Raw genomic sequence first — 18,647 nt, forward strand, 5'->3', positions numbered from 1 at the left:
GATGAGCCTCTGTCCAACCTCGATGCCAAGCTGCGTGTCCATATGCGTGCCGAGATCGGCGCGTTGCACAAGCGCATCGGTGTCACCACCGTTTATGTGACGCATGATCAGGTCGAGGCGATGACGATGGCGGACCGCGTCGTCATCATGCAGGGCGGCGTCATCCAGCAGATCGCTGCACCGGACGAACTTTTCAACAATCCAGCCAATCTTTTCGTTGCCGGGTTCATCGGTTCTCCGGGCATGAATTTCCTCAATGCGGAACTGCGTGACGGCAAAGTGACCCTCTTTGGGCAACAGGTTTCCCTGCCGGGAGCCAGCGACCGTCAGGGCGGCGTGATCGTGGGCCTGAGGCCAGAACATCTCGTTCTGGGCGATGCGCCTGTTACCTTCGATGTTCGGCCGACGCTGGTTGAAAGCCTGGGATCGGAAAAATACGTCTATTTCGATGCGGAAGGCGCAAGGGTGGCCGATGGCGAAGAAGGCAAGTCCAAGGGGCTGATCGCACGCGTCTCGCATACCGGCAGCCTTCCCGGCAATGCGGCGCTCCGGCTCGGTTTCGATCCGGCGCAGCTTTATCTTTTCGATGCAGAGACCGGAGCACGGTTATGATCCTTGTCACCGGGTCGTCAGGTCGTGTCGGCCGTGCCGTTGTCGCCGCCTTGCGCGCGCAGGGCCGAACCGTTCGCGGCTTTGATCTCAAACCATCGGGAACCGGCGGCGAGGAAGTCGTCGGGTCACTTGAGGATGCGCAGGCACTGTCCGACGCCACCAAGGATGTGAGCGCCGTCCTGCATCTTGGGGCGTTCATGTCCTGGGTTCCGGCGGATCGCGACCGCATGTTTGCCGTCAATGTTGAGGGCACGCGCCGGCTGCTCGACGCGGCCGCGGCGGCTGGTGTGCGGCGGTTCGTTTTCGCCTCAACGGGTGAGGTCTATCCGGAAAATCGCCCGGAATTCCTGCCGGTCACGGAGGACCATCCACTTCGACCCAACTCGCCCTATGGTCTGACCAAGCTTCTGGGCGAAGAGCTGGTGCAGTTTCATCAGCGGGCGGGCCGCATGGAAACGGTGATCCTGCGTTTCTCGCATACGCAGGATGCAACAGAACTGCTGGACGAAGAGAGTTTCTTTTCCGGCCCCCGGTTTTTCCTGCGGCCGCGCATTCTCCAGCAGCAGAATTTCGGAAATACGGCTGTCGCCGAATTGCTCCGGTCCCGCGATATTGGAGAGCCGTCGCATATACTGGCGCGGAATGAAAACGGCCGGCCGTTCCGTATGCACATCACCGATACGCGCGACATGGTGGCAGGCATCCTGCTTGCCCTCGACCATCCCGACGCGGCGGGCGGCATCTTCAATCTCGGCGCGGACGACCCTGCTGATTTCAGCGACGTGTTGCCAAAAATGGCAGCGCTGACCGGACTTCCCATCGTGACAGTCGATTTTCCCGGCGACGGTGTTTATTACCATACATCCAACAAGCGGATCAGAAACACTCTGGGATTTGAACCACAATGGACGATGGACCGGATGCTGGAAGAGGCGGCCGCCGCAAGACGGCAGCGCCTCGCGACGGAGCGGACATAATGAAGCCGGAAACGCCGGGAGGAACGGCGGCGCTCGCCAAAGGGCTGACGCTTCTGGATATGGTAGCGGATGCGCCGGAGCCGCCACGTTTTGCGGAGCTTTTGCGTGCCTCCGGCCTGCCGAAACCGACGTTTGCCCGCATTTTGCGTACCCTCATCGCCTATGGGCTGGTGCGGCAGGACGAGGCGCGGGGCACCTATGTGCTTGGTCAACGCTTTCTGGAAATGTCGCATAAGGTCTGGGAGAGTTTCGACCTCGTTTCGGCCGCAACGCCGGAACTCGAGCGGCTCGCGGCTGAGCTGGGCGAAACAGTTGCGTTGTGCCGGCTTGACGGCACGATGACCCAATATCTCGCCGAACGTTCGCCGAATGGTCTGTCGGTCCGTGTCGAAGTGGGGCGTCGTGTTCCCCTGCATTGCACGGCGCCCGGCAAGGCGCTTCTCGCTTTCCAGGACCCCGCCGTCGGCCGCGCACTGCTCGATCGTCTGGCGTTCGATGTGCAGACGCCGAAAACCCTCACCACGCTCGACGCGCTTCAGGCGGACCTGACGCTGACACGCGCACGGGGTTATTCGATTTCCTATGAGGAGCATCTGCCGGGCGTCAATTCCGTGGCCGCGCCTGTCATGGGTCGCGACAATACGCCAATGGGGGTGCTCGTTGCGCTCGGTCCCTCGTCGCGGCTCGATACGTCCAACATCCATCCGGCCGGTCGCGAGCTGATCGCCGCCGCGCGCCGCATCACGGGCGCTGCCGGGGCCGTTGCCATCAGCTCCAGGCCGAAACCGCGATCGGCAACGGGCCGTCCGAGCGCCGATTTAAGTTGCATCCTGCCATGGGGCGCGCAACTCGGCGAGAGCCCCGTCTGGCATGAGGGGGAGAACACTCTCTATTGGGTGGACATTCTCCACCCCGCCGTTCATCGCTTCGACCCGGCGACCGGTCGCAACGAGACTTGCGAGACCGGCAAGCTGGTCAGCGCGGTCATTCCGGTTGGCGGCGGCCGTCTGCTGGTGGCGTCCCAGGACGGGATTGAGTGGCTTGATTTTCCATCCGGCCGCCTCACGCCCTTTGTCAGCCCCGAGGCGGGTATCGTGGACAACCGCTTGAACGATGCCAAATGCGGGCCCGATGGCGCGATATGGGTCGGATCGATGCGGATCGATGCCTCTAAACCCACCGGTGCGCTTTATCGTATCAATGCCAACGGCGCCTTCGAACGCAAGGAGGGCGGCATCATCGTCTCCAACGGGCTCGGCTGGAGCCCGGATGGGAGAACGTTCTATTTCGTTGATACCGTGCCCGGTCTGATCCACGCCTATGATTGCAACCCTTTGACAGGAGCGCTGTCGAACCGGCGCGAGTTTGCGCGCATCCCCGTCGCCGACGGACGGCCGGACGGTCTCGCCGTGGATGTGGAAGGCGGCGTCTGGTGTGCCATATGGGACGGCTGGTCGGTGCGTCGCTATCTTCCGAACGGGAAGCTGGATCAGGTGATCGAGATGCCGGTGCCGCGCCCCACGAGCATCGCTTTTGGCGGGCCGGATCTGACGACGCTGTTCATCACCAGCGCCCGCACTCGCCTGCCGGCGTCGACGCTCGCTGACGCGCCGCTCTCGGGCGGTCTGTTTTCCTGCCGCCCGGGCATTGCCGGCGCGCGCGTTTCCTTGTTTGAGGGTTGAACAATGTCCCTGGAGAGTATCTTCGGCCTGAAGGGCCGCACCGCGCTTGTTACGGGATCGAGCCGTGGCATAGGCGCGGCGATCGCCGAAGGGCTCGCCGGTGCGGGCGCACATGTCATCCTGCACGGGGTGAAGCCGGGTTCGACACTTGCCGTTCAGGAAAAAATCGCTGCAAGCGGCGCCAGCGTGAGCGAACTTGCGGCTGATCTCGCCGAGCCCGGTGCCGGGCATGATCTGATAAGACGCGCCGAAGAGATCGCCCCGGTCGACATCCTTGTAATCAATGCCAGCGCGCAGATCAACGCGCCCTTGGCAGAGCTGACAAACGACGATCTGACGCTTCAGCTTGCGGTCAATCTGGGCTCCACCGTCGACATGCTGCAGGCCGTGCTTCCGCGCATGGCGGCCCGTAAGTGGGGCAGGGTGGTTTCGCTTGGCTCAATCAACCAGCTGCGGCCGAAATCAATTGTCACGGCTTACGCCGCGACCAAAGCAGCACAGCATAATCTGATCCAGAGTCAGGCACGCGATTACGCCCGCGACAATGTCCTGCTCAACACGCTCGCTCCCGGCCTCGTCGACACGGACCGCAACGCCCATCGTCGTGATGGGGACCCCGAAGCCTGGGCAGAGTATACGCGGACCATCAACTGGATGGGGCGGGCAGCGCATCCGCAGGAAATGGTGGGCGCCGCGATCTTCCTGTCGTCCGAGGCGTGCAGTTTCATGACCGGCGAAAGCATATTTTTGACGGGGGGAGTTTGACGGATTTTGCCTGCGGGAAAGGGTGATGGTGAGCAATGCGATTGCTAACCGGACGCTTCCTCAGCTGCTCGACATGACAAGTCACTGCTGACGGGTGTCATTCACGTGGCTTTGGTTTGGTGAGCGCATTGTTTTGCCGATGCATGTCGTTCGGCATGGACCGTGCGACTGCTGCCTTCTCCGCGCATCATAAGACCGCAAGCGTTCGTACAAAATCCGCGCTTTGATGGGCGTGGACGCGGGTGAACCGTATCAGCTCATCGAAATGCCGCTGCATCTTTCGGATGGATTCGGCGTTGTTCAGCACGAGATACATCCCGCCGACGAAAATCGCAGCGCGTTGCGATCCGAAGATCGTGTAGGGTACGGAGAACCGTTCCTTCTCATTGAAGAGGAACAAGCGGAAGGATGGATAGAGCTCGTTGATGAGTGTCGACATGTACTGAAGCTGTTCGGCGCGGATTTCCTTCTTCAGCCCTCGCCACATCCCGCGGCCCTCAGCGAAGGCTTCGAGTGTTTCGCGTGGCATGCACACTTCCATGTCTGTGCCAGGTTGGCGATTGTAATCGAGCCGGAAGGCCGTCTCGCTCGCTTGCGCCTTGACGCTCTGATGCGCCGACTTTGCCTCGAATGCGATGATCTGCGGTGTTCGGAGAAGGTCGGGAATGCGGGCCGGCACGTATCGTATCTTGGAGCCGGCGGCCTCCGCATGCCATTTCATCAGGAGCGTATCGGTATAATCTTCGCCGCCTTCCTCTATTTCAAAACTTGGACGTAACTCTCCCATCAAGCCCGGATCGTGCGAGATGCCGAGCAACCAGTCCAGCGAGACCGAGTGGCGCTCGGCAATATTCAGGAGCGTTTCGACGCGCGGAAGCCTCGCCGAATCACTGGATAGAAGCTGCGAGAGGGCTGACCGATCGATGCCTATGCCGGCTGCGAAAGCGGAATGACTGACGCCGGCGCGGGTAACGAGATCACTCAGCCTGACGCGAAACAGATTTGACAGAGCGCGTTTGTCCACTGGTCACCTCATTGTTTACAATTGTCACCATATTCTACTTTTCGTGATCAGAATCAACGATTGGTCACCATAATCTCGTTGTGCTTATGCGACCTCCGATGAAAATCTCTAGATCAGATTTTGTCGGGGCATGAAATGAGCGAAATTTCCAGTGATGGGCATCTACAATTGATCGGCCGACGCCGGTCGAGGGGTTTGAGAATAGAGTGGCCAACGGTCGGCTTGCTGGTGATCTGCTACGGTCTTTGGGGTGGAGCCGGATACGCTCTCTATCCACATTATCCGCTGCTGGCGTTGGTCTTGATGGGTGTCGCTGTCGCCCTGCATTCATCGCTTCAGCATGAGGTCTTGCACGGGCACCCGACCCGCAACGCAAGGCTTAACGAAGCTCTGGTCTTCGCACCGCTCGGCATTTTTTATCCCTACCGCAGCTACAAGCGGACTCATCTTCAGCACCACGCCGATGAGCGTCTGACCGATCCGTTCGATGATCCGGAAAGCTACTATCGCGCTATGGGCGACTGGGAGAAGCTGCCGGGGTTTCTAAAGACGCTGCTCGGGTGGAACAATACATTGATTGGACGCTTGTTGATCGGACCGCCATTGATGGTGATCGGATTTACGGTATCGGAGTGGCGGAAGATCGCCAAAGGTGACCGGCGTGTCATGTATGCCTGGGTCCTGCATCTGGCCGGACTGGTCCCGACGTTGTTCGTCATATCGTTGCTATTTGGAATTCCCCTCTGGCTCTATATCGGCGTTGCCGCCTACCTCGGGATTTCCATCATCGCTATTCGCTCCTACTGCGAGCACCAATGGGCCGAACGTCCGGACGGGCGCACGATCATCGTTGAAAACTCCATTCTGGCCCCCCTGTTTCTCTATAACAACCTGCATTTCGTGCATCACAAGCTGCCGACTGCCGCATGGTACAGGCTACCATCCCTGTATAAAGCACGCCGCGCCGAGTGGCAGACCATGAATGAGGGGTATGTCTTCGCCAACTATTTCGAGGTTTTCCGCGCCTTTGCCCTGCGTGCGAAGGAGCCCGTGGTACATCCCGCCTTGAGGCGGAGCGAGACTGTCGCAATGGCGCCGGCCGTCGCCTATGTGCCAACAGACGTCGTCGCCTACGTCATGTCGGAGAATACACTGAGAACGGATATTGCAACGTGACCCTGATCGCGGCTCTGCCGATGTATGACTGGCCGGAATTGCGTGCCGAGACCGACGCTTTATGGGCGGAAATGCGCGCGAAGTTTCGCGCCCATGGCATCGATGCTCCAGAGCGTCTCGTGCGGCGCAATGGGGAGATGCCAGCCGTTCCCGGCGGCATTCGCGGGGATGACGGTTCCATCATCGCGGCGGATCCTGCCACACTGGATCCCGAAATGCTGGATCTCGCGGTCTTGTGGCGTCACCCGAACCTGCTGGTCTCCCAGACGTGCTGGGGTCCTATGGAGCTTGGCCTTCAAGATCATGTGGAGGTCATTGGCGAGAGCAATTATGACGGGATTGCAGGGGGTAAGGGTCCATTTTACTCAAGCGCGATCATCGCCCGTATTGGTGAGGGCGGCAGCGATATCGGCCCGTCCGACGATGGCGAGGCAGTTTTGCCGCTGAGCTTTTTCCATCAAAAAAGACTGGCGTTCAACGAGCATCGGTCCCTGTCCGGTTACCTCAGCCTCAAGCGGGATTTGGAGGCTGCTGGCTACAGTCTCGACACGTTCGGCGACCTTCTGGAGACACGCTCGCATCGCGCGTCGCTCATCGCCGTCGGGCGCGGGGACGCCGATCTAGCCGCGATTGATTGTAAATCCTGGGCGATTGCACAGCGATACGAGCCGGTGGCTTCCCACATGCACGTCATTGGCTGGACCGCGCGGCGCAAAGGACTGCCTTTCATAAGCGCCAAGGCCTTGGGTGTAAAACTTCCTCTGTAGCGAAGACGCCAAGAGGGATGCCCCTGCCTGCCCGAACTTCCGGCAACGCCGCCATGTGTCAGGGTGGCGGCGTGTTCCGTATCATCAGGGAGCGGGCAACCTCGATATCCGCCGATAGCGGTCGATCATCCGCATAGGGCCGAAGATGGGCGCGGAGCAGGCGATGAAGTGCGTCGGTGCCTGCCGCCCTTGCCGCAACGGATGCGACCAGATCATGCGCCTGCGTCGCCGCCATCCATTCGATCGACAGGATAATTTCGGCATTCTCGATCATCGTGAGAAGTTTGTTGGCGGCGGCGGTCGGATGCGCCAGAAAGTCTTCCTGCAGAGCGGAGGTTAGTCCTCCGTCGGTCGAGGCGGGCGCTGCAAGCCGGCGATTTTCGTTGGAAAGGGCTGCTGCGGTATATTGCGCGATCATGAAACCGGAATGGCTGCCAGGATCGGAGGCGAGAAATGGCGAAAGCCCGCTCACCAGCGGGTTGACGAGCCGGTCGATGCGCCGTTCGCTCATGGCCGCGATTTGCGCAACTGCGATGGCGAGACTATCGGCCGCCTGCCCGAGCGCCGGCGCTACCGCGTGAGCCTGCGACCACACCATCGGCTCGTCGGGGGTCCCGGCGATCGCCGGGTTGTCTGTCACCGAGGCCAGTTCGCGGTTGACAATGGTCGCGCAGCTATCGAACACATCGCGCGCCGCACCATGGGCGTGGGGAATGGCGCGCAGGCTGAGAGCATCCTGTGTCCGCCTGCCTCGCGACGCTTCGATGAGACCGCTGCCTTCTAGGCGGGAACGGATGGATTCACCGACAGTCGCAATGCCGGGTGAGGTGCGTAGCGAGAGCACAGGTTCCGCGAAGGCCGACATCTGTCCGCCAGCGGCTTCAAGCGTCAGTGCGGCTACCGCGTCGGCCCAATCGAAGAGCCGTTCTGTGCGCGCTAGAGCGACACTGGAAAGCCCCGTAGAACAGGCCGTGCCGTTAACAAGGCTGAGACCTTCTTTGGCGCCAAGAACGAGCGGTTCAAGGCCCATGGCCGCCAGGGTGTCGCTGCCGCTCAGCGGTTTGCCGGCGAGCTTAGCCGAACCTTCGCCGATCAGCACGAGTGCGATGTGAGCATTATGGATCAGATAGCCGGCTGACCCTTTTGAGGGAACATCGGGAACACAGTCGTGCTCCAGAAATTTCGTGAGATAGGCGACGACATCCCTGTGAACACCGGAATGGCCATGGGCGAAGTTGGCGATCTGTGCCGCGATGATCGCGCGCACTTCGGTTCGGCCGAGCAACGGGCCGACGCCGCAGGCGTGGCTGAGAACGATGCTGCGGGAGAGTTTCCCCTGCGCTGCGCGATCGACGACCGTGTCCGACAGGGCGCCAACACCGGTACTGATGCCATAGGCGCGAACACCGTTCTCAACGATGCTTTCGACAATGCGACTTGCCCTTTCGATCCGCTGATAGGCGTCGTCTGAGAGAACGAGATGATCCCCCTGGCTCACGAGGGCAACGTCGCGCCATGTCAGGCCTTTGTCCAGCAAGACGGTCACAGGTTTTTCTCCGGGGCGGAAGGCAGGACAGGCGAAAGAGGCATTGCAGGTTCCATGGATGGTCGGGATGCTGGGCCTGACATTTGGGAATGTCAGGTGCTGTAAAGACGGTAGCGGCTTCCGGGATAGAGCAGGCGAACCGACGAGATGACTCCCATTTCGGACCAGGTCCGGCGTCGCACCAAGAGGCAGGGCTCGGCCTTGGAAATTGCCAGCAGTTTGCACTCCCACGGCTGCGCCGTAACAGCCTCGATATGTTGTTCAGCCCTGATAATGGGTGCCACTGCAGTGAGATAGCCGTTTGGCGTCCTCGTGTTGAAATCCTGATTGACGTAATCCGGCACGATCTCGTGGTTGACGAAACGATCTTCGATTTGCATCGGCACGGAATCTTCAGCGTGGACGATGATTGAATGTGCGACCGTTGCCCCGACATCGACAGAGAGCGCTTCTGCCAGATCCGTATCGCTTGTCTCCGTGCGAAGCAGAATGATCTTTGCCGAGTGTATGCCGCCATTCTGAGTAATCTCGTCGGCGATGTTGGGAACGCTCTGAAACTGGGACGTCCGCTTTTTGCTGGCGACAAACGAGCCTTTGCCACGGACACGGACCACGAATCCCTCATCCGCAAGCTCGCGCAGGGCACGGTTAGCCGTCATCCGGCTGACCCCAAGCATGTCCACCAATTCATTTTCAGATGGCACGCGCTGGCCGATGGCCCACTCGCCTGTTTCAACACGGCTGCGAACGTAGTCCTTCAGTTTGACGTAAAGCGGCGGGGTAGCAGCTGCTTCGTCCGGCCTGATGTCAACCTGTTGCTTTACCGTGTGCATGGCGTTCCGAGGCGCTGGGGTGTCAAGGCCGCCCGTCTCGGCGCCTGACTGTAGGGGAAGCGTCTGCGGGTATGGAGCTGCCATACCCGCAGATCAGGTCAGTTCAACTTGTGGGCCGTGAGCCACTCTTCGGCCACCACATCGAAGCTGTCGTGATTGGCAAGGCGACCGTTCATGACGATGAGGTCCTTGGTGGTCAAGGCTGCGGAGACGGCGTCAAGCGTCGTCGTCACGACGTCGTTCACCTTCGGCGTCGCGATGACAGGGACGATGTTCTGCGCTGGGAACAGGTTTTTCACATCTTCCAGAACGATGAGATCATTGGCGGCGATGGCCGGATCGGTCGAGAACAGGTTTGCGGCCTGCACCTGGTCGTTCACCAGCGCGGAGAGCGTCAGAGGACCGCCGACATCGAGCGACTTGAAGGACTTGAACTCCAGGCCATAGATGTCCTTGAGCCCGATGATACCCTCTTTGCGGGTTTTCCATTCGGGTGGACCGCCGAGCACCAGCTCCGAGGCGACTGGGGCCAGATCGGCGATTGTCTTCAGCTTGTATTTCTCGGCAGTCGCGCTTGTCACGGCAACACCGTCCGAGTCCTGCGCCTCAGAGGGTGTGAGCATCGACACGCCCTTTGGCAGAGCGGCCTTGAGCGCAGCCGCCACGTCGGCTGGCGAGTGTGCGGTGGCGTTCTTGTCGAGATAGCTCAGTGTCGCGCCCGCATATTCGGGCAGGAGATCGATCGAGCCGTCGAGCAGGGCGGGGATGTAGACCTCGCGGCTGCCGATGCTCAGTTTCGTCTCGACCTTGATGCCCTTTGCGGCGAGCGCCTTGGCATAGATGGTCGCCAGAAGCTGGCTTTCGGGGAAGTCGGCAGAGCCGACGATAATGGTCGAGGTGTCCGTCCGAGCCGCCGGGGCAGCTCCAAGCGGGTCGGTCTGGGCAAATGATGTGGTCGCCGAAAGCGCCACCAAGGCCAATGCGCCAGCGGCTTTAAAGATCCTGAATGCCATGCAGCTGCTCCTGTTGTTTTTGACTTGGATGAAAATGCGTCTGTCTTTCAGGCATGCCGAGCCTAGTGGCGGCGCGCCAGGCCGGGCGAGATCGTGAGCTTCGAAATAATTCCTATGGTAAGATCGACGGCAAGCGCCAGAACGCCAACGAGCACGGCGCCGGCCGCCATCTGGTAATAATCGTTTTGCGCCCGCCCATCGATAATCAACCGGCCCAGTCCGCCCAACGACACGTAAGCGGCAATGGTTGCAGTCGAGATGATCTGCAATGTTGCACTGCGCAGCCCCGAAAAGATCAGCGGCAATGCACATGGCAGTTCCACGTCGAAGAGAATGTCGAGTGGGCGTTTACCCATGCCGCGCGCTGCATCAACGGCGGCCGGATCAACCGCCGCCACGCCGGCATATGTGCCGTTCATGATCGGCGGCACCGCCAGAAGCACCAGAACGACGATGCTGGGCACGATGAAGGCCATGTCCGACGAAAAGACGGGACCGAACAGGATCACCAGCAGAACGATGAGGCCAAGGCTTGGAAGCGCGCGAAGGGCATTGGCGAGGCCAGCAATGAGAAACACACCCCGTCCGGTATGTCCGACATAGAGGCCGATCGGCAGGCCAATCAGGCAGGCGAAGAATAGCGCAATTGAACTATAGATTAGATGCTGCAGCACAAGCGCCAAAACACCGTCATTGCCCATCCAGTGTGCGGGGTCTGAGAACCAGTCAATCATTTTTCAGCACCTCCTGCCTGCCATGGCGTGAGACGACGCGCAATGAATAGCACAATGGCATCCAGAAGTACCGCCAGAACGATGCACAGGATAATGCCTGCGATGATCGGCGTCAGGAACCGCAGTTGCAGCCCCTGCGTAAACAGCAGACCAAGCTGGGGCGTGCCCACGAGCGCTGCGACCGACACGATGCTGACATTCGAGACCACCGCCACGCGCAAGCCAGCTGCAATCACGGGAACGGCCAGCGGCAGCTCGACGAAGAGCAGACGTTTGAGCGGCCGGTATCCCATCGCGTTTGCGGCCTGCACGACATCCGGAGACACCGACTGAAGTCCGTCGCTGACGGTGCGCACCAGAAGTGCCAGCGCATATATCGTCAGTGCGACGACGACGTTGAGTGGATCGAGGATGCGTGTGCCCAACACGAGGGGAAGAAGCACGAAGAGCGCGAGCGAAGGAATGGTGTAAAGCAGCCCTGCGGCGCCAAGCATGGTTGAGCGGAAAAAACCTGCCCGCTGCGCGAGCCAGCCGAGCGGCAACGCCAGGATGAGGCCGATCACGACGGGGATGACCGAAAGCCAGATGTGCCAGGCAAACAGTTCAGCGATGCGGCCGGATTCACGGTATAACCAGTCAAATCTCATGATCGCAGGCCCTGACGTCCGTTGCGCGCGGCTTCGATGGCGGACACAACGTCAGGCAGGGTGACTGTGCCGACGAGTTCTCCCGATGGACCGACAATGACACCACGGCCGGATGGCGAACTCAGCGCTGCGTCGAGAACATGCCGCAGGCTTCCGCCCTCTACCGCGAGCGTTCCGCTGAGATTGAGATCGCCGTCGCGAACAGGGCCCTTGATGCTCTCACTATCGACCCAGCCGAGTGGGCGGTTTGCGGCATCCGTAATCAGGACCCACCTGTCCGTGGCGGTCTGCCGAAGCGACGCGGGGTCGGTGCCGAGCGGCGCCGTGGGTTCCTTGCCAAGGGCGACACCATTTCTAAACTCGGCAAATCCGAGAATTCGATAACCGCGGTCCCGGCCGATGAAGTCTGCGACGAAGTCATCCGCCGGCCGCGCCAGGAGCTCCTGTGGCGTGGCGATCTGTGCCAGCGTGCCGCCGGTGCGCAAAACGGCGACCTGATCGCCAAGCTTCAGGGCCTCGTCGATATCATGCGTCACCATGATGATGGTCTTGCCGATCTCGCGTTGAAGTCTCAGGAACTCATCCTGCAACTGTGCCCGAACGACAGGGTCGACGGCACTAAAAGGCTCGTCCATCAACATGAACTTCGGATCCGACGCCAAAGCGCGGGCAACGCCCACCCGCTGTTGCTGGCCACCGGATAGCTGCCATGGGTAACGATCAGCAAAGGAAGCCGACAGTCCCACGCGTTCCAGCAGATCGTGGGCGATACGGAGCGCCTGCTGCTTGGGGGTGCCGTTCAGGCGCGCCGTGATGGCAATGTTCTGCACCACCGTTCGGTGGGGAAAAAGACCGGCGTTCTGAATGACGTAACCGATCCGACGCCGCAGCAGGGCGACATCCATCTTGTCCGTCGGCTCGCCATCAAGAAGGATCGACCCGGATGAGGGCGTGATTAGCTGGTTTATCATGCGCAGCGACGTGGTTTTGCCGCAGCCTGACGGGCCAACAAAAATCGTCAGTTTTCCGGTGGGGGCGGTCAGCGACAGATTGTCTACAGCCGTTGTTGCTCCACGATAATGCTTGCTCACCCGATCGAACGTTATCACGCACACAATCCTCTGTAGCCAAGGATGTTGGTCACCCTCGAGCATCCCTTGAAGTTGTCTATACAAGCACGAAGCTTTGCATTCCGCAAGCGGGGTGCCTAAAGATTTCGCGTGTCGCGATTGTGATAATTCTTTGGGCGGTTTTTGCGCCTTATCAGTATGCCTGATCGATAGAGGCGATGCGGCCGAGAGGACACTGCCTTCGAACATTTAGCTGGGACTAATGCGATGTTGCTGACACCAGTCAGTCAGTTCAATCGCTCAACGCAAACGCTGCAGATTGGTTCAATGGCACCTGCATTCCTGTCGGGCGCATATGCAAATACCGTTACCCCTTTATCCCGCTCGCGGCGATGCTGGAGATGAACAGCCTTTGCAGGAGGAGGTAGAAGATAAGCACGGGCAGCGTGATGATGGTGAGGTAGGCCATGACTTCGCCCCAGGGGGTGTTGAGCTGGAAGAAATATTGCAGGCCCACCATCACCGGCCGGTAGGCCTCGGACTGGGTGACGAGCAGGGGCCAAAGATATTGCTGGCTATACATGACAAGGAATTTAAGGATCGCGGCCGTGGCGATGACGGGGCCGCTGAGCGGCATCACCACCTGCGCGTAAATCCGCAGCCAGCTTGCGCCATCAATGCGCGCCGCCTCCAGAAGCTCTTTCGGCAAATCCTTGAAATATTGAACGAAGAGGAAAATCGTCAGCCCGTCGGCTATCCAGGGAATGATCTGCACATGCCATGAATTCAGCCATCCCCAGGTGAAGCCTTCGCTGCCGATCCATGGCAGATTATTGACCTCCAGGAGCAGAGGTACGGCGATCGTCTCGAAGGGGATGATGAGGGTGGCCAGAATGACGGAGAAGAGGACGTCTTTTCCACGCCAGTTCAGAAAGGTGAAGGCAAAGGCTGCCAGCGAGCCGAGCAACAGGGCGAGGAAGACGGTTACGCCCGTTACCAGTACCGAGTTGAATATGAAGGTCGCAATTGGCGCGCGCGCAAAAGCCGCCGTGTAGTTTTCGAGCGACAGATCACCCACCGGCAGAAATGCCCGGAGAGACGTGGCATCCCGCAACAGCTGCTCGTTTGGCTTCAGCGACGAAAAAACCATGAAGAGCAGGGGCAGGATGAAGATGGCCGCAAAGGCGAGCATCAGCAGGTAGTTGCCGATGAGGAACGCACGGCTTTTGCGTTGTCCTGCCTGCATCACTGTTTCTCCCGTGTGAGATAGCGCTGCACCAGCGAGATCAACAGGACAAGCAGGAACAGCACGACCGAGATTGCTGACCCCGCTGCAATATCCTGCTGTCTGTAGCCGCGCTCGACGGCCTGATAGACGATGCTTTGCGTTGCGTCGCGCGGCCCGCCCTTGGTCATCACGTCGATCTGCGCAAATAGCGCAAAGGCTTGCATGGTGATGACGATGACGATGAGGACGGCGGTATTGCGCAGGAGCGGCCAGGTTATCATGCTGAACTTCTGCCAGCGGCTGGCGCCTTCGATATCAGCGGCTTCATAAAGATCAGGGGAAATGGTCTGCAGGCCCGAAAGCCAGATAACCATGTGGAAACCGACGCCCTGCCAGACCGACATCACCAGAATGGCCCAAAGGGCCGTATCGGTTCGGCCGAGCCAGTCGACAGGTTGAAACAGGCCGAAACTCATATAGCCAAGAACACTGTTCAGAAGGCCGTTATCGGCGGCATAGATAAACCGCCAGAGCAGCGCCACCACGACGACGGACAAAACGACGGGCATGAAATAGACCGCGCGGAAAAACGTAACGCCCGGAATTTTCTGGTTGACAAGCACGGCTAGAAACAACGCCAGCGCCGCCTGAACGGGAGCAACGACCGCCACGAAGGAGAGCGTATTGACAAGCGCCGTCAAGAACACGACGTCGCGCGCCAGAATGACGATCTGTTTCTCACCCCAGGTAAAACTTTTATATTCCCGCATTCCGTCGAGATGCGGATAATCGGGGTTTCCGCGGGTAAAGCTGCGGAGGCGCGGGTAGGAGAGCGTGCCGTCAGCATCCTGCTTGAGGCTTCCATCCGCCTTACGCTCCGGCTCGAGCGCGAGGACCCCGACTCCGAGCAGCCGGGTGTAATTTTCAAAGCCCACAAATTCCGTCGGGTTGGGGGAGGTCAGCCGCTGGTTGGTGAAGGAGAAACCCAGCCCGAGCAGGAAGGGCGTGATCAGAAAGAGGCCAATCAGCACCATCGCCGGTGCGGCCATCAGCCAGCCCGTTAAGCCGTCGCGGGAAAGTTTCTCCTTGGACGAGAAGAACGCCATTGATCGCTTCCCAATCTCGGCCCTATTTGGGCTTGTAACCGGCGTTGCGCTCGATGTTGTTGTTGATCTCGTCGGTCGCGTTGTCCAGCGTGTCGGCAACATCAGCACCATTGGCTATATCCGACACAGCCTTGGCAAAGACCGGCGACATGAAGGCGTAGGCCGGCGTCACCGGGCGCAGGGTTCCCTGGCGTTTGGAAAGTTCGAAGAAAACTTCAAGCGGTCCGCCTTTCTTGTAGTTCTCAGTCATCTGTGCGGCGGAAGAGGTGGCAGGGATCAGACCGATCGCATCGGAAAACTGCGCAAGATATTTGTCCTGTATGGCAAACTCGATGAAGGCGGAGGCTCCCTGCGGATGTTTGCTGGTGGCCGATACGCCGAACTGCCAGGACCCGGCACCGATTTTCGGGCCGTTGCCAAAATCCGGCGCGGGGAGAAACAACAGGTCGTCCCCGTATTTTTCCAGCGCTTTCACCGCAACCCAGTTGCCCATCCATTGCAGGGCATGCCTTCCCTCCAGAAAGCCGGTTTCGTGGTCGGCGGGCGATTGTGATGTGCCGGGGGCCAGTTTCTTCTGGAACAGCGCCTGCCACCATTCACCGAACTTGATGGCATTGTCTCCGTTGAGGGCATCTTCGGCAGTTTGATAATTTTCCTTGTTGATCAGGCTGCCGCCGAAGCTTTCCAGAAACGGGGTGAAGGCATAGCTGTACCATTCCGTCTTGTCGGCCATGCCGAGGTCGATCGCATAATCGAACTTGCCACTCGCCGCGAGCTTATCGAGCGCCGCATTAAACTCCTCGCCGGTCCATGGCTGGTCGAGTGTCGGGATGCGGATGCCATTTTCATCGAGAACGGATTTGCGGGCGAACACCGCGACGGCGGCATCCCAAAGCCCGACGGAGTAGAGCTTGTCGCCCCATTTGCCGATCGCACCCGGGAGGAAATTGGCGAGCTTGGTTTCGTCGATCTGCAACGGCTGAAGATAACCGGACCATGCCCAGTTCGGCATGTTCGGCCCGTCTACGTCGAGGATGTCAGGCAGCTTGTTGGAAAGTGCTGCGGCGGTGACGGATTCGTTATAGGCGTTTTGCGGAAATTCCTGAAGAGACACGCGCCATTCGGACTGGGACGAATTGAAGTCCTCGATGATGCCAGCCAGTATCTTGCGCTCTTCGACGTTGCCAGCACCGTGATACCACATCGTAAGGTCGGTCTGGGCGAGCGCCGCACTGGAAAAAAGCATCGACAGAACGGCGGCAGTGCCTGCAAAAGCGGCTTTTCTGTTCATGGATGGTCCTCCTCCTGAAGGAGGGTAACTTCACCATCTCCAGATTGTTCCGAAAAAATTTGCATTCAGGCGCTGCATTTTTTCGCGCGGCAAGTATGGCTTGGCGCGCCTCAAAGGGCTGAAAGGCTTAAATCCGACGCGCTCACGCCGCCGGCGTTCCGGAACCATTGCGCGCCTTCGTGGTTCGAAGCGAGGACATGCAGCGCATCGTATCGGACCATACCGCCACCGGCTGATCTGACAGGTGCGTCGGCATCGCAAGACATGAGGTGCAGCGCGCCATGAACAGGTTCTTTACGCAATTTGCGAGCCGTATTGCGTCGTTTTCCGGTTCGCCGACGGCCTTTGTAGTCGCACTTGGGACCGTGATCGTCTGGGGCATTAGCGGACCGCTCTTCGGATTTTCAGAGGTCTGGCAACTGGTCATCAATACGGGCACGACCATCGTCACCTTCCTCATGATTTTCCTCGTGCAGAACTCGCAAAACAGGGATTCGGCGGCGATGGAAGCGAAACTGGACGAACTGCTGCGGGCCGTTGAGAAGGCAAGGGGGGATTTCATCGGCATCGAGCACTTAACCGAGAACGAAATCGAGGAAATTCGCGCCCGCCTCGAAAAGGAAAATGGCTGTGCTGAAGGCGGAAAGCCGCCGCCGCATCACGCCATGTCGCGGTTGCTGTCCCGACGCTAACGTCTTGGCTTTGGGGCGGGCACGGTCCTCAGCCAGACAAGACATGATCACCCGAAAACACCATGCGGCAAGGTCCGCTGACAGAAGGAAACATGATGTCTCTTAAAGCCATTGCCCTGAATGCGACCCTCAAATCCTCGACGTCGGAAGAGCCGTCTTCGACGGGAAGCCTACTCGACCTGATCGTTCAGGAGCTCGGCACTCTGGAGGTTCAGACCGAGACCGTCTGGCTTGCCGATCATGTCATCAAACCGGGCGTCAGCTCAGACGAGGGGGAGGGAGATGCCTGGCCGGCCATTCGAAAGAAGATACTGGCGGCGGACATTTTACTTGTCGGTACGCCGATATGGCTCGGCCAGCCCTCCAGCGTCTGCAAAAGAGCACTGGAGCGAATGGATGCCTTTCTGGAGGAAACCGACGCGCAGGGACGTATGGTGTCTTACGGAAAGGTGGCTGCCGTGGCGGTCGTCGGCAACGAGGATGGGGCGCACCATGTCTCTGCTGAGCTCTTTCAGGCCCTGAACGACGTCGGCTTCACCATCCCCGCGAATGCGGTTGCCTATTGGGTGGGAGAGGCGATGGGGTCGACGAATTTCGTCGATCTGGATGAGACGCCTGATGCGGTAAAAACCATGATCAGCATGCTGGCGCGCAACACGGTGCATCTGGCCGGTCTCCTGAAGAACAGCCAATATCCCGCAAGCGAAGAATGAGGTCTTTCGTTTTTGGCGCTGTTCCGTGCGGTTGCAACTCATGGCAACGCCGCCGCGCGATCCAAAACCGCTTCTCCTGATGCTGCGAAATATTTCGGAACTCTCCGCATGCCGCTTTGTTCGGGAGGCGTCCGTGCTGGCTCAGGAAGGTTTTCTCGTCTCGCGGGAAGTTTCTGGGAGCATGAGATCAACGATGCAAGCGGAGGAACAATCCCAATGAAAAAGACTGTTTTTGTGGCTTTGCTTCTCGGGAGCGGTGCGCTGTCTGCCTTTGCCCAGCAGGCACCCACTGCCAATCCGGGTGGCGACACGCCGGCGGTTGCCACCCCGGGTGTCAATAACCCGACAGCGCCCGTCGAAGGTGCCAACAGCTTCACCGAGGCACAGGCCAAGGAGCGGATGGAAGATGCCGGGTACACGCAGGTCAAGGATCTGAAGAAGGACGACAAGGGCGTGTGGATGGCTTCGGGCATGAAAGACGGCAAGGCCGTGAGCGTCGCGCTCGATTATCAGGGCAACGTCGTCGCCAAATAAGGCGCGCAGCATTTGGGAGAAGTGACATGAGAACCGTAACCGGACTTTTCGACGACTATGATGATGCGAGCGCTGCCGTTTCTGAACTGGAGAGAGCGGGCGTGCCCTCCAGCGATATCAGTATCGTTGGCAGCAACGCCGACAGGCGGCATGGCGAGGATGAGACCAAGGCCGCGGAAGGCGCAGGCACGGGTGCCGGCATTGGCGCTCTTGTGGGCGGCGCCGGCGGCCTGCTGA

At 59.6% G+C, this 18,647-nt stretch carries 20 protein-coding genes; 10 read left to right on the plus strand and 10 right to left on the minus strand.

Going from position 1 to position 18,647, the window contains the following annotated elements:
* From ACUTJJ_RS20735 to ACUTJJ_RS20750, 4 genes are all read left to right on the plus strand, one after another.
* Positions 1 to 612: ABC transporter ATP-binding protein (locus tag ACUTJJ_RS20735; protein ID WP_445543281.1), on the plus strand; the 612-nt coding region annotated here is incomplete at its 5' end.
* The gene (locus tag ACUTJJ_RS20740; RefSeq protein ID WP_445543282.1) at positions 609 to 1,589 is read left to right on the plus strand and encodes an NAD-dependent epimerase/dehydratase family protein; all 981 of its coding nucleotides are present in this window, start codon (positions 609 to 611) and stop codon (positions 1,587 to 1,589) included. The genes ACUTJJ_RS20735 and ACUTJJ_RS20740, both read left to right, overlap by 4 nt.
* The gene (locus ACUTJJ_RS20745; protein WP_404496467.1) at positions 1,517 to 3,271 is read left to right on the plus strand and encodes an SMP-30/gluconolactonase/LRE family protein; all 1,755 of its coding nucleotides are present in this window, start codon (positions 1,517 to 1,519) and stop codon (positions 3,269 to 3,271) included. Before ACUTJJ_RS20740 ends, ACUTJJ_RS20745 begins: the two co-directional genes overlap by 73 nt.
* A gap of 3 nt (positions 3,272 to 3,274) precedes the next feature.
* Positions 3,275 to 4,036, plus strand: coding sequence for an SDR family NAD(P)-dependent oxidoreductase (locus tag ACUTJJ_RS20750; RefSeq protein ID WP_445543283.1), 762 nt, complete (start codon positions 3,275 to 3,277; stop codon positions 4,034 to 4,036).
* A gap of 187 nt (positions 4,037 to 4,223) precedes the next feature.
* Here the strand turns inward: ACUTJJ_RS20750 and ACUTJJ_RS20755 are convergent, their stop codons facing one another.
* Positions 4,224 to 5,060, minus strand: coding sequence for a helix-turn-helix domain-containing protein (locus ACUTJJ_RS20755; RefSeq protein ID WP_209087155.1), 837 nt, complete (start codon positions 5,058 to 5,060; stop codon positions 4,224 to 4,226).
* Between the two features lie 135 nt (positions 5,061 to 5,195).
* On the opposite strand from ACUTJJ_RS20755, the gene ACUTJJ_RS20760 reads away from it, so the two are divergent.
* Both ACUTJJ_RS20760 and ACUTJJ_RS20765 read left to right on the plus strand, forming a co-directional pair.
* A complete protein-coding gene (locus tag ACUTJJ_RS20760) occupies positions 5,196 to 6,236 on the plus strand; it encodes a fatty acid desaturase (protein WP_445543284.1) in 1,041 nt (346 codons plus the stop codon).
* Positions 6,237 to 6,256: 20 nt separating this feature from the next.
* Entirely contained in the window at positions 6,257 to 7,003 is a 747-nt protein-coding gene (locus tag ACUTJJ_RS20765) for a PhnD/SsuA/transferrin family substrate-binding protein (RefSeq protein WP_445543294.1), read from the plus strand.
* 58 nt (positions 7,004 to 7,061) lie between these two features.
* On the opposite strand, the gene ACUTJJ_RS20770 is transcribed toward ACUTJJ_RS20765, so the two are convergent.
* The 9 genes from ACUTJJ_RS20770 to ACUTJJ_RS20810 form a co-directional block, all read right to left on the minus strand.
* Entirely contained in the window at positions 7,062 to 8,549 is a 1,488-nt protein-coding gene (locus ACUTJJ_RS20770; protein WP_445543285.1) for an HAL/PAL/TAL family ammonia-lyase, read from the minus strand.
* A gap of 92 nt (positions 8,550 to 8,641) precedes the next feature.
* The gene (hutC, locus tag ACUTJJ_RS20775) at positions 8,642 to 9,382 is read right to left on the minus strand and encodes a histidine utilization repressor (protein ID WP_445543286.1); all 741 of its coding nucleotides are present in this window, start codon (positions 9,380 to 9,382) and stop codon (positions 8,642 to 8,644) included.
* A 98-nt stretch (positions 9,383 to 9,480) separates the two neighbouring features.
* The gene (locus ACUTJJ_RS20780) at positions 9,481 to 10,395 is read right to left on the minus strand and encodes an ABC transporter substrate-binding protein (protein ID WP_445543287.1); all 915 of its coding nucleotides are present in this window, start codon (positions 10,393 to 10,395) and stop codon (positions 9,481 to 9,483) included.
* Positions 10,396 to 10,457: 62 nt separating this feature from the next.
* Complete coding sequence (locus ACUTJJ_RS20785; RefSeq protein WP_144577003.1) at positions 10,458 to 11,129, minus strand: ABC transporter permease; 672 nt, start codon at positions 11,127 to 11,129, stop codon at positions 10,458 to 10,460.
* Positions 11,126 to 11,776, minus strand: a complete 651-nt coding sequence (locus tag ACUTJJ_RS20790; RefSeq protein ID WP_063948126.1) for an ABC transporter permease — start codon at positions 11,774 to 11,776, stop codon at positions 11,126 to 11,128. The genes ACUTJJ_RS20785 and ACUTJJ_RS20790 overlap by 4 nt, the downstream gene beginning before the upstream one ends.
* The gene (locus ACUTJJ_RS20795) at positions 11,773 to 12,885 is read right to left on the minus strand and encodes an ABC transporter ATP-binding protein (protein WP_445543288.1); all 1,113 of its coding nucleotides are present in this window, start codon (positions 12,883 to 12,885) and stop codon (positions 11,773 to 11,775) included. The genes ACUTJJ_RS20790 and ACUTJJ_RS20795 overlap by 4 nt, the downstream gene beginning before the upstream one ends.
* Before the next feature lie 328 nt (positions 12,886 to 13,213).
* Positions 13,214 to 14,092, minus strand: a complete 879-nt coding sequence (locus tag ACUTJJ_RS20800; RefSeq protein WP_445543289.1) for a carbohydrate ABC transporter permease — start codon at positions 14,090 to 14,092, stop codon at positions 13,214 to 13,216.
* On the minus strand, positions 14,092 to 15,180 hold the full coding sequence (locus ACUTJJ_RS20805; protein ID WP_404496453.1) for a carbohydrate ABC transporter permease: 1,089 nt from the start codon (positions 15,178 to 15,180) through the stop codon (positions 14,092 to 14,094). The genes ACUTJJ_RS20800 and ACUTJJ_RS20805 overlap by 1 nt, the downstream gene beginning before the upstream one ends.
* A 22-nt stretch (positions 15,181 to 15,202) precedes the next feature.
* Positions 15,203 to 16,471 (minus strand): sugar ABC transporter substrate-binding protein, encoded by a 1,269-nt coding sequence (locus ACUTJJ_RS20810; protein ID WP_445543290.1) that lies wholly within the window; start codon positions 16,469 to 16,471, stop codon positions 15,203 to 15,205.
* A 281-nt stretch (positions 16,472 to 16,752) separates the two neighbouring features.
* Here ACUTJJ_RS20810 and ACUTJJ_RS20815 point away from each other — a divergent pair, with 281 nt between their 5' ends.
* From ACUTJJ_RS20815 to ACUTJJ_RS20830, 4 genes are all read left to right on the plus strand, one after another.
* Complete coding sequence (locus ACUTJJ_RS20815) at positions 16,753 to 17,163, plus strand: low affinity iron permease family protein (RefSeq protein WP_445543291.1); 411 nt, start codon at positions 16,753 to 16,755, stop codon at positions 17,161 to 17,163.
* Between the two features lie 95 nt (positions 17,164 to 17,258).
* Positions 17,259 to 17,876, plus strand: coding sequence for a flavodoxin family protein (locus tag ACUTJJ_RS20820; protein WP_445543295.1), 618 nt, complete (start codon positions 17,259 to 17,261; stop codon positions 17,874 to 17,876).
* Between the two features lie 216 nt (positions 17,877 to 18,092).
* On the plus strand, positions 18,093 to 18,410 hold the full coding sequence (locus ACUTJJ_RS20825; RefSeq protein WP_445543292.1) for a PepSY domain-containing protein: 318 nt from the start codon (positions 18,093 to 18,095) through the stop codon (positions 18,408 to 18,410).
* A 26-nt stretch (positions 18,411 to 18,436) separates the two neighbouring features.
* Positions 18,437 to 18,647: general stress protein (locus ACUTJJ_RS20830; protein ID WP_445543293.1), on the plus strand; the 211-nt coding region annotated here is incomplete at its 3' end.

Source organism: Agrobacterium sp. DKPNP3 (assembly GCF_052686535.1).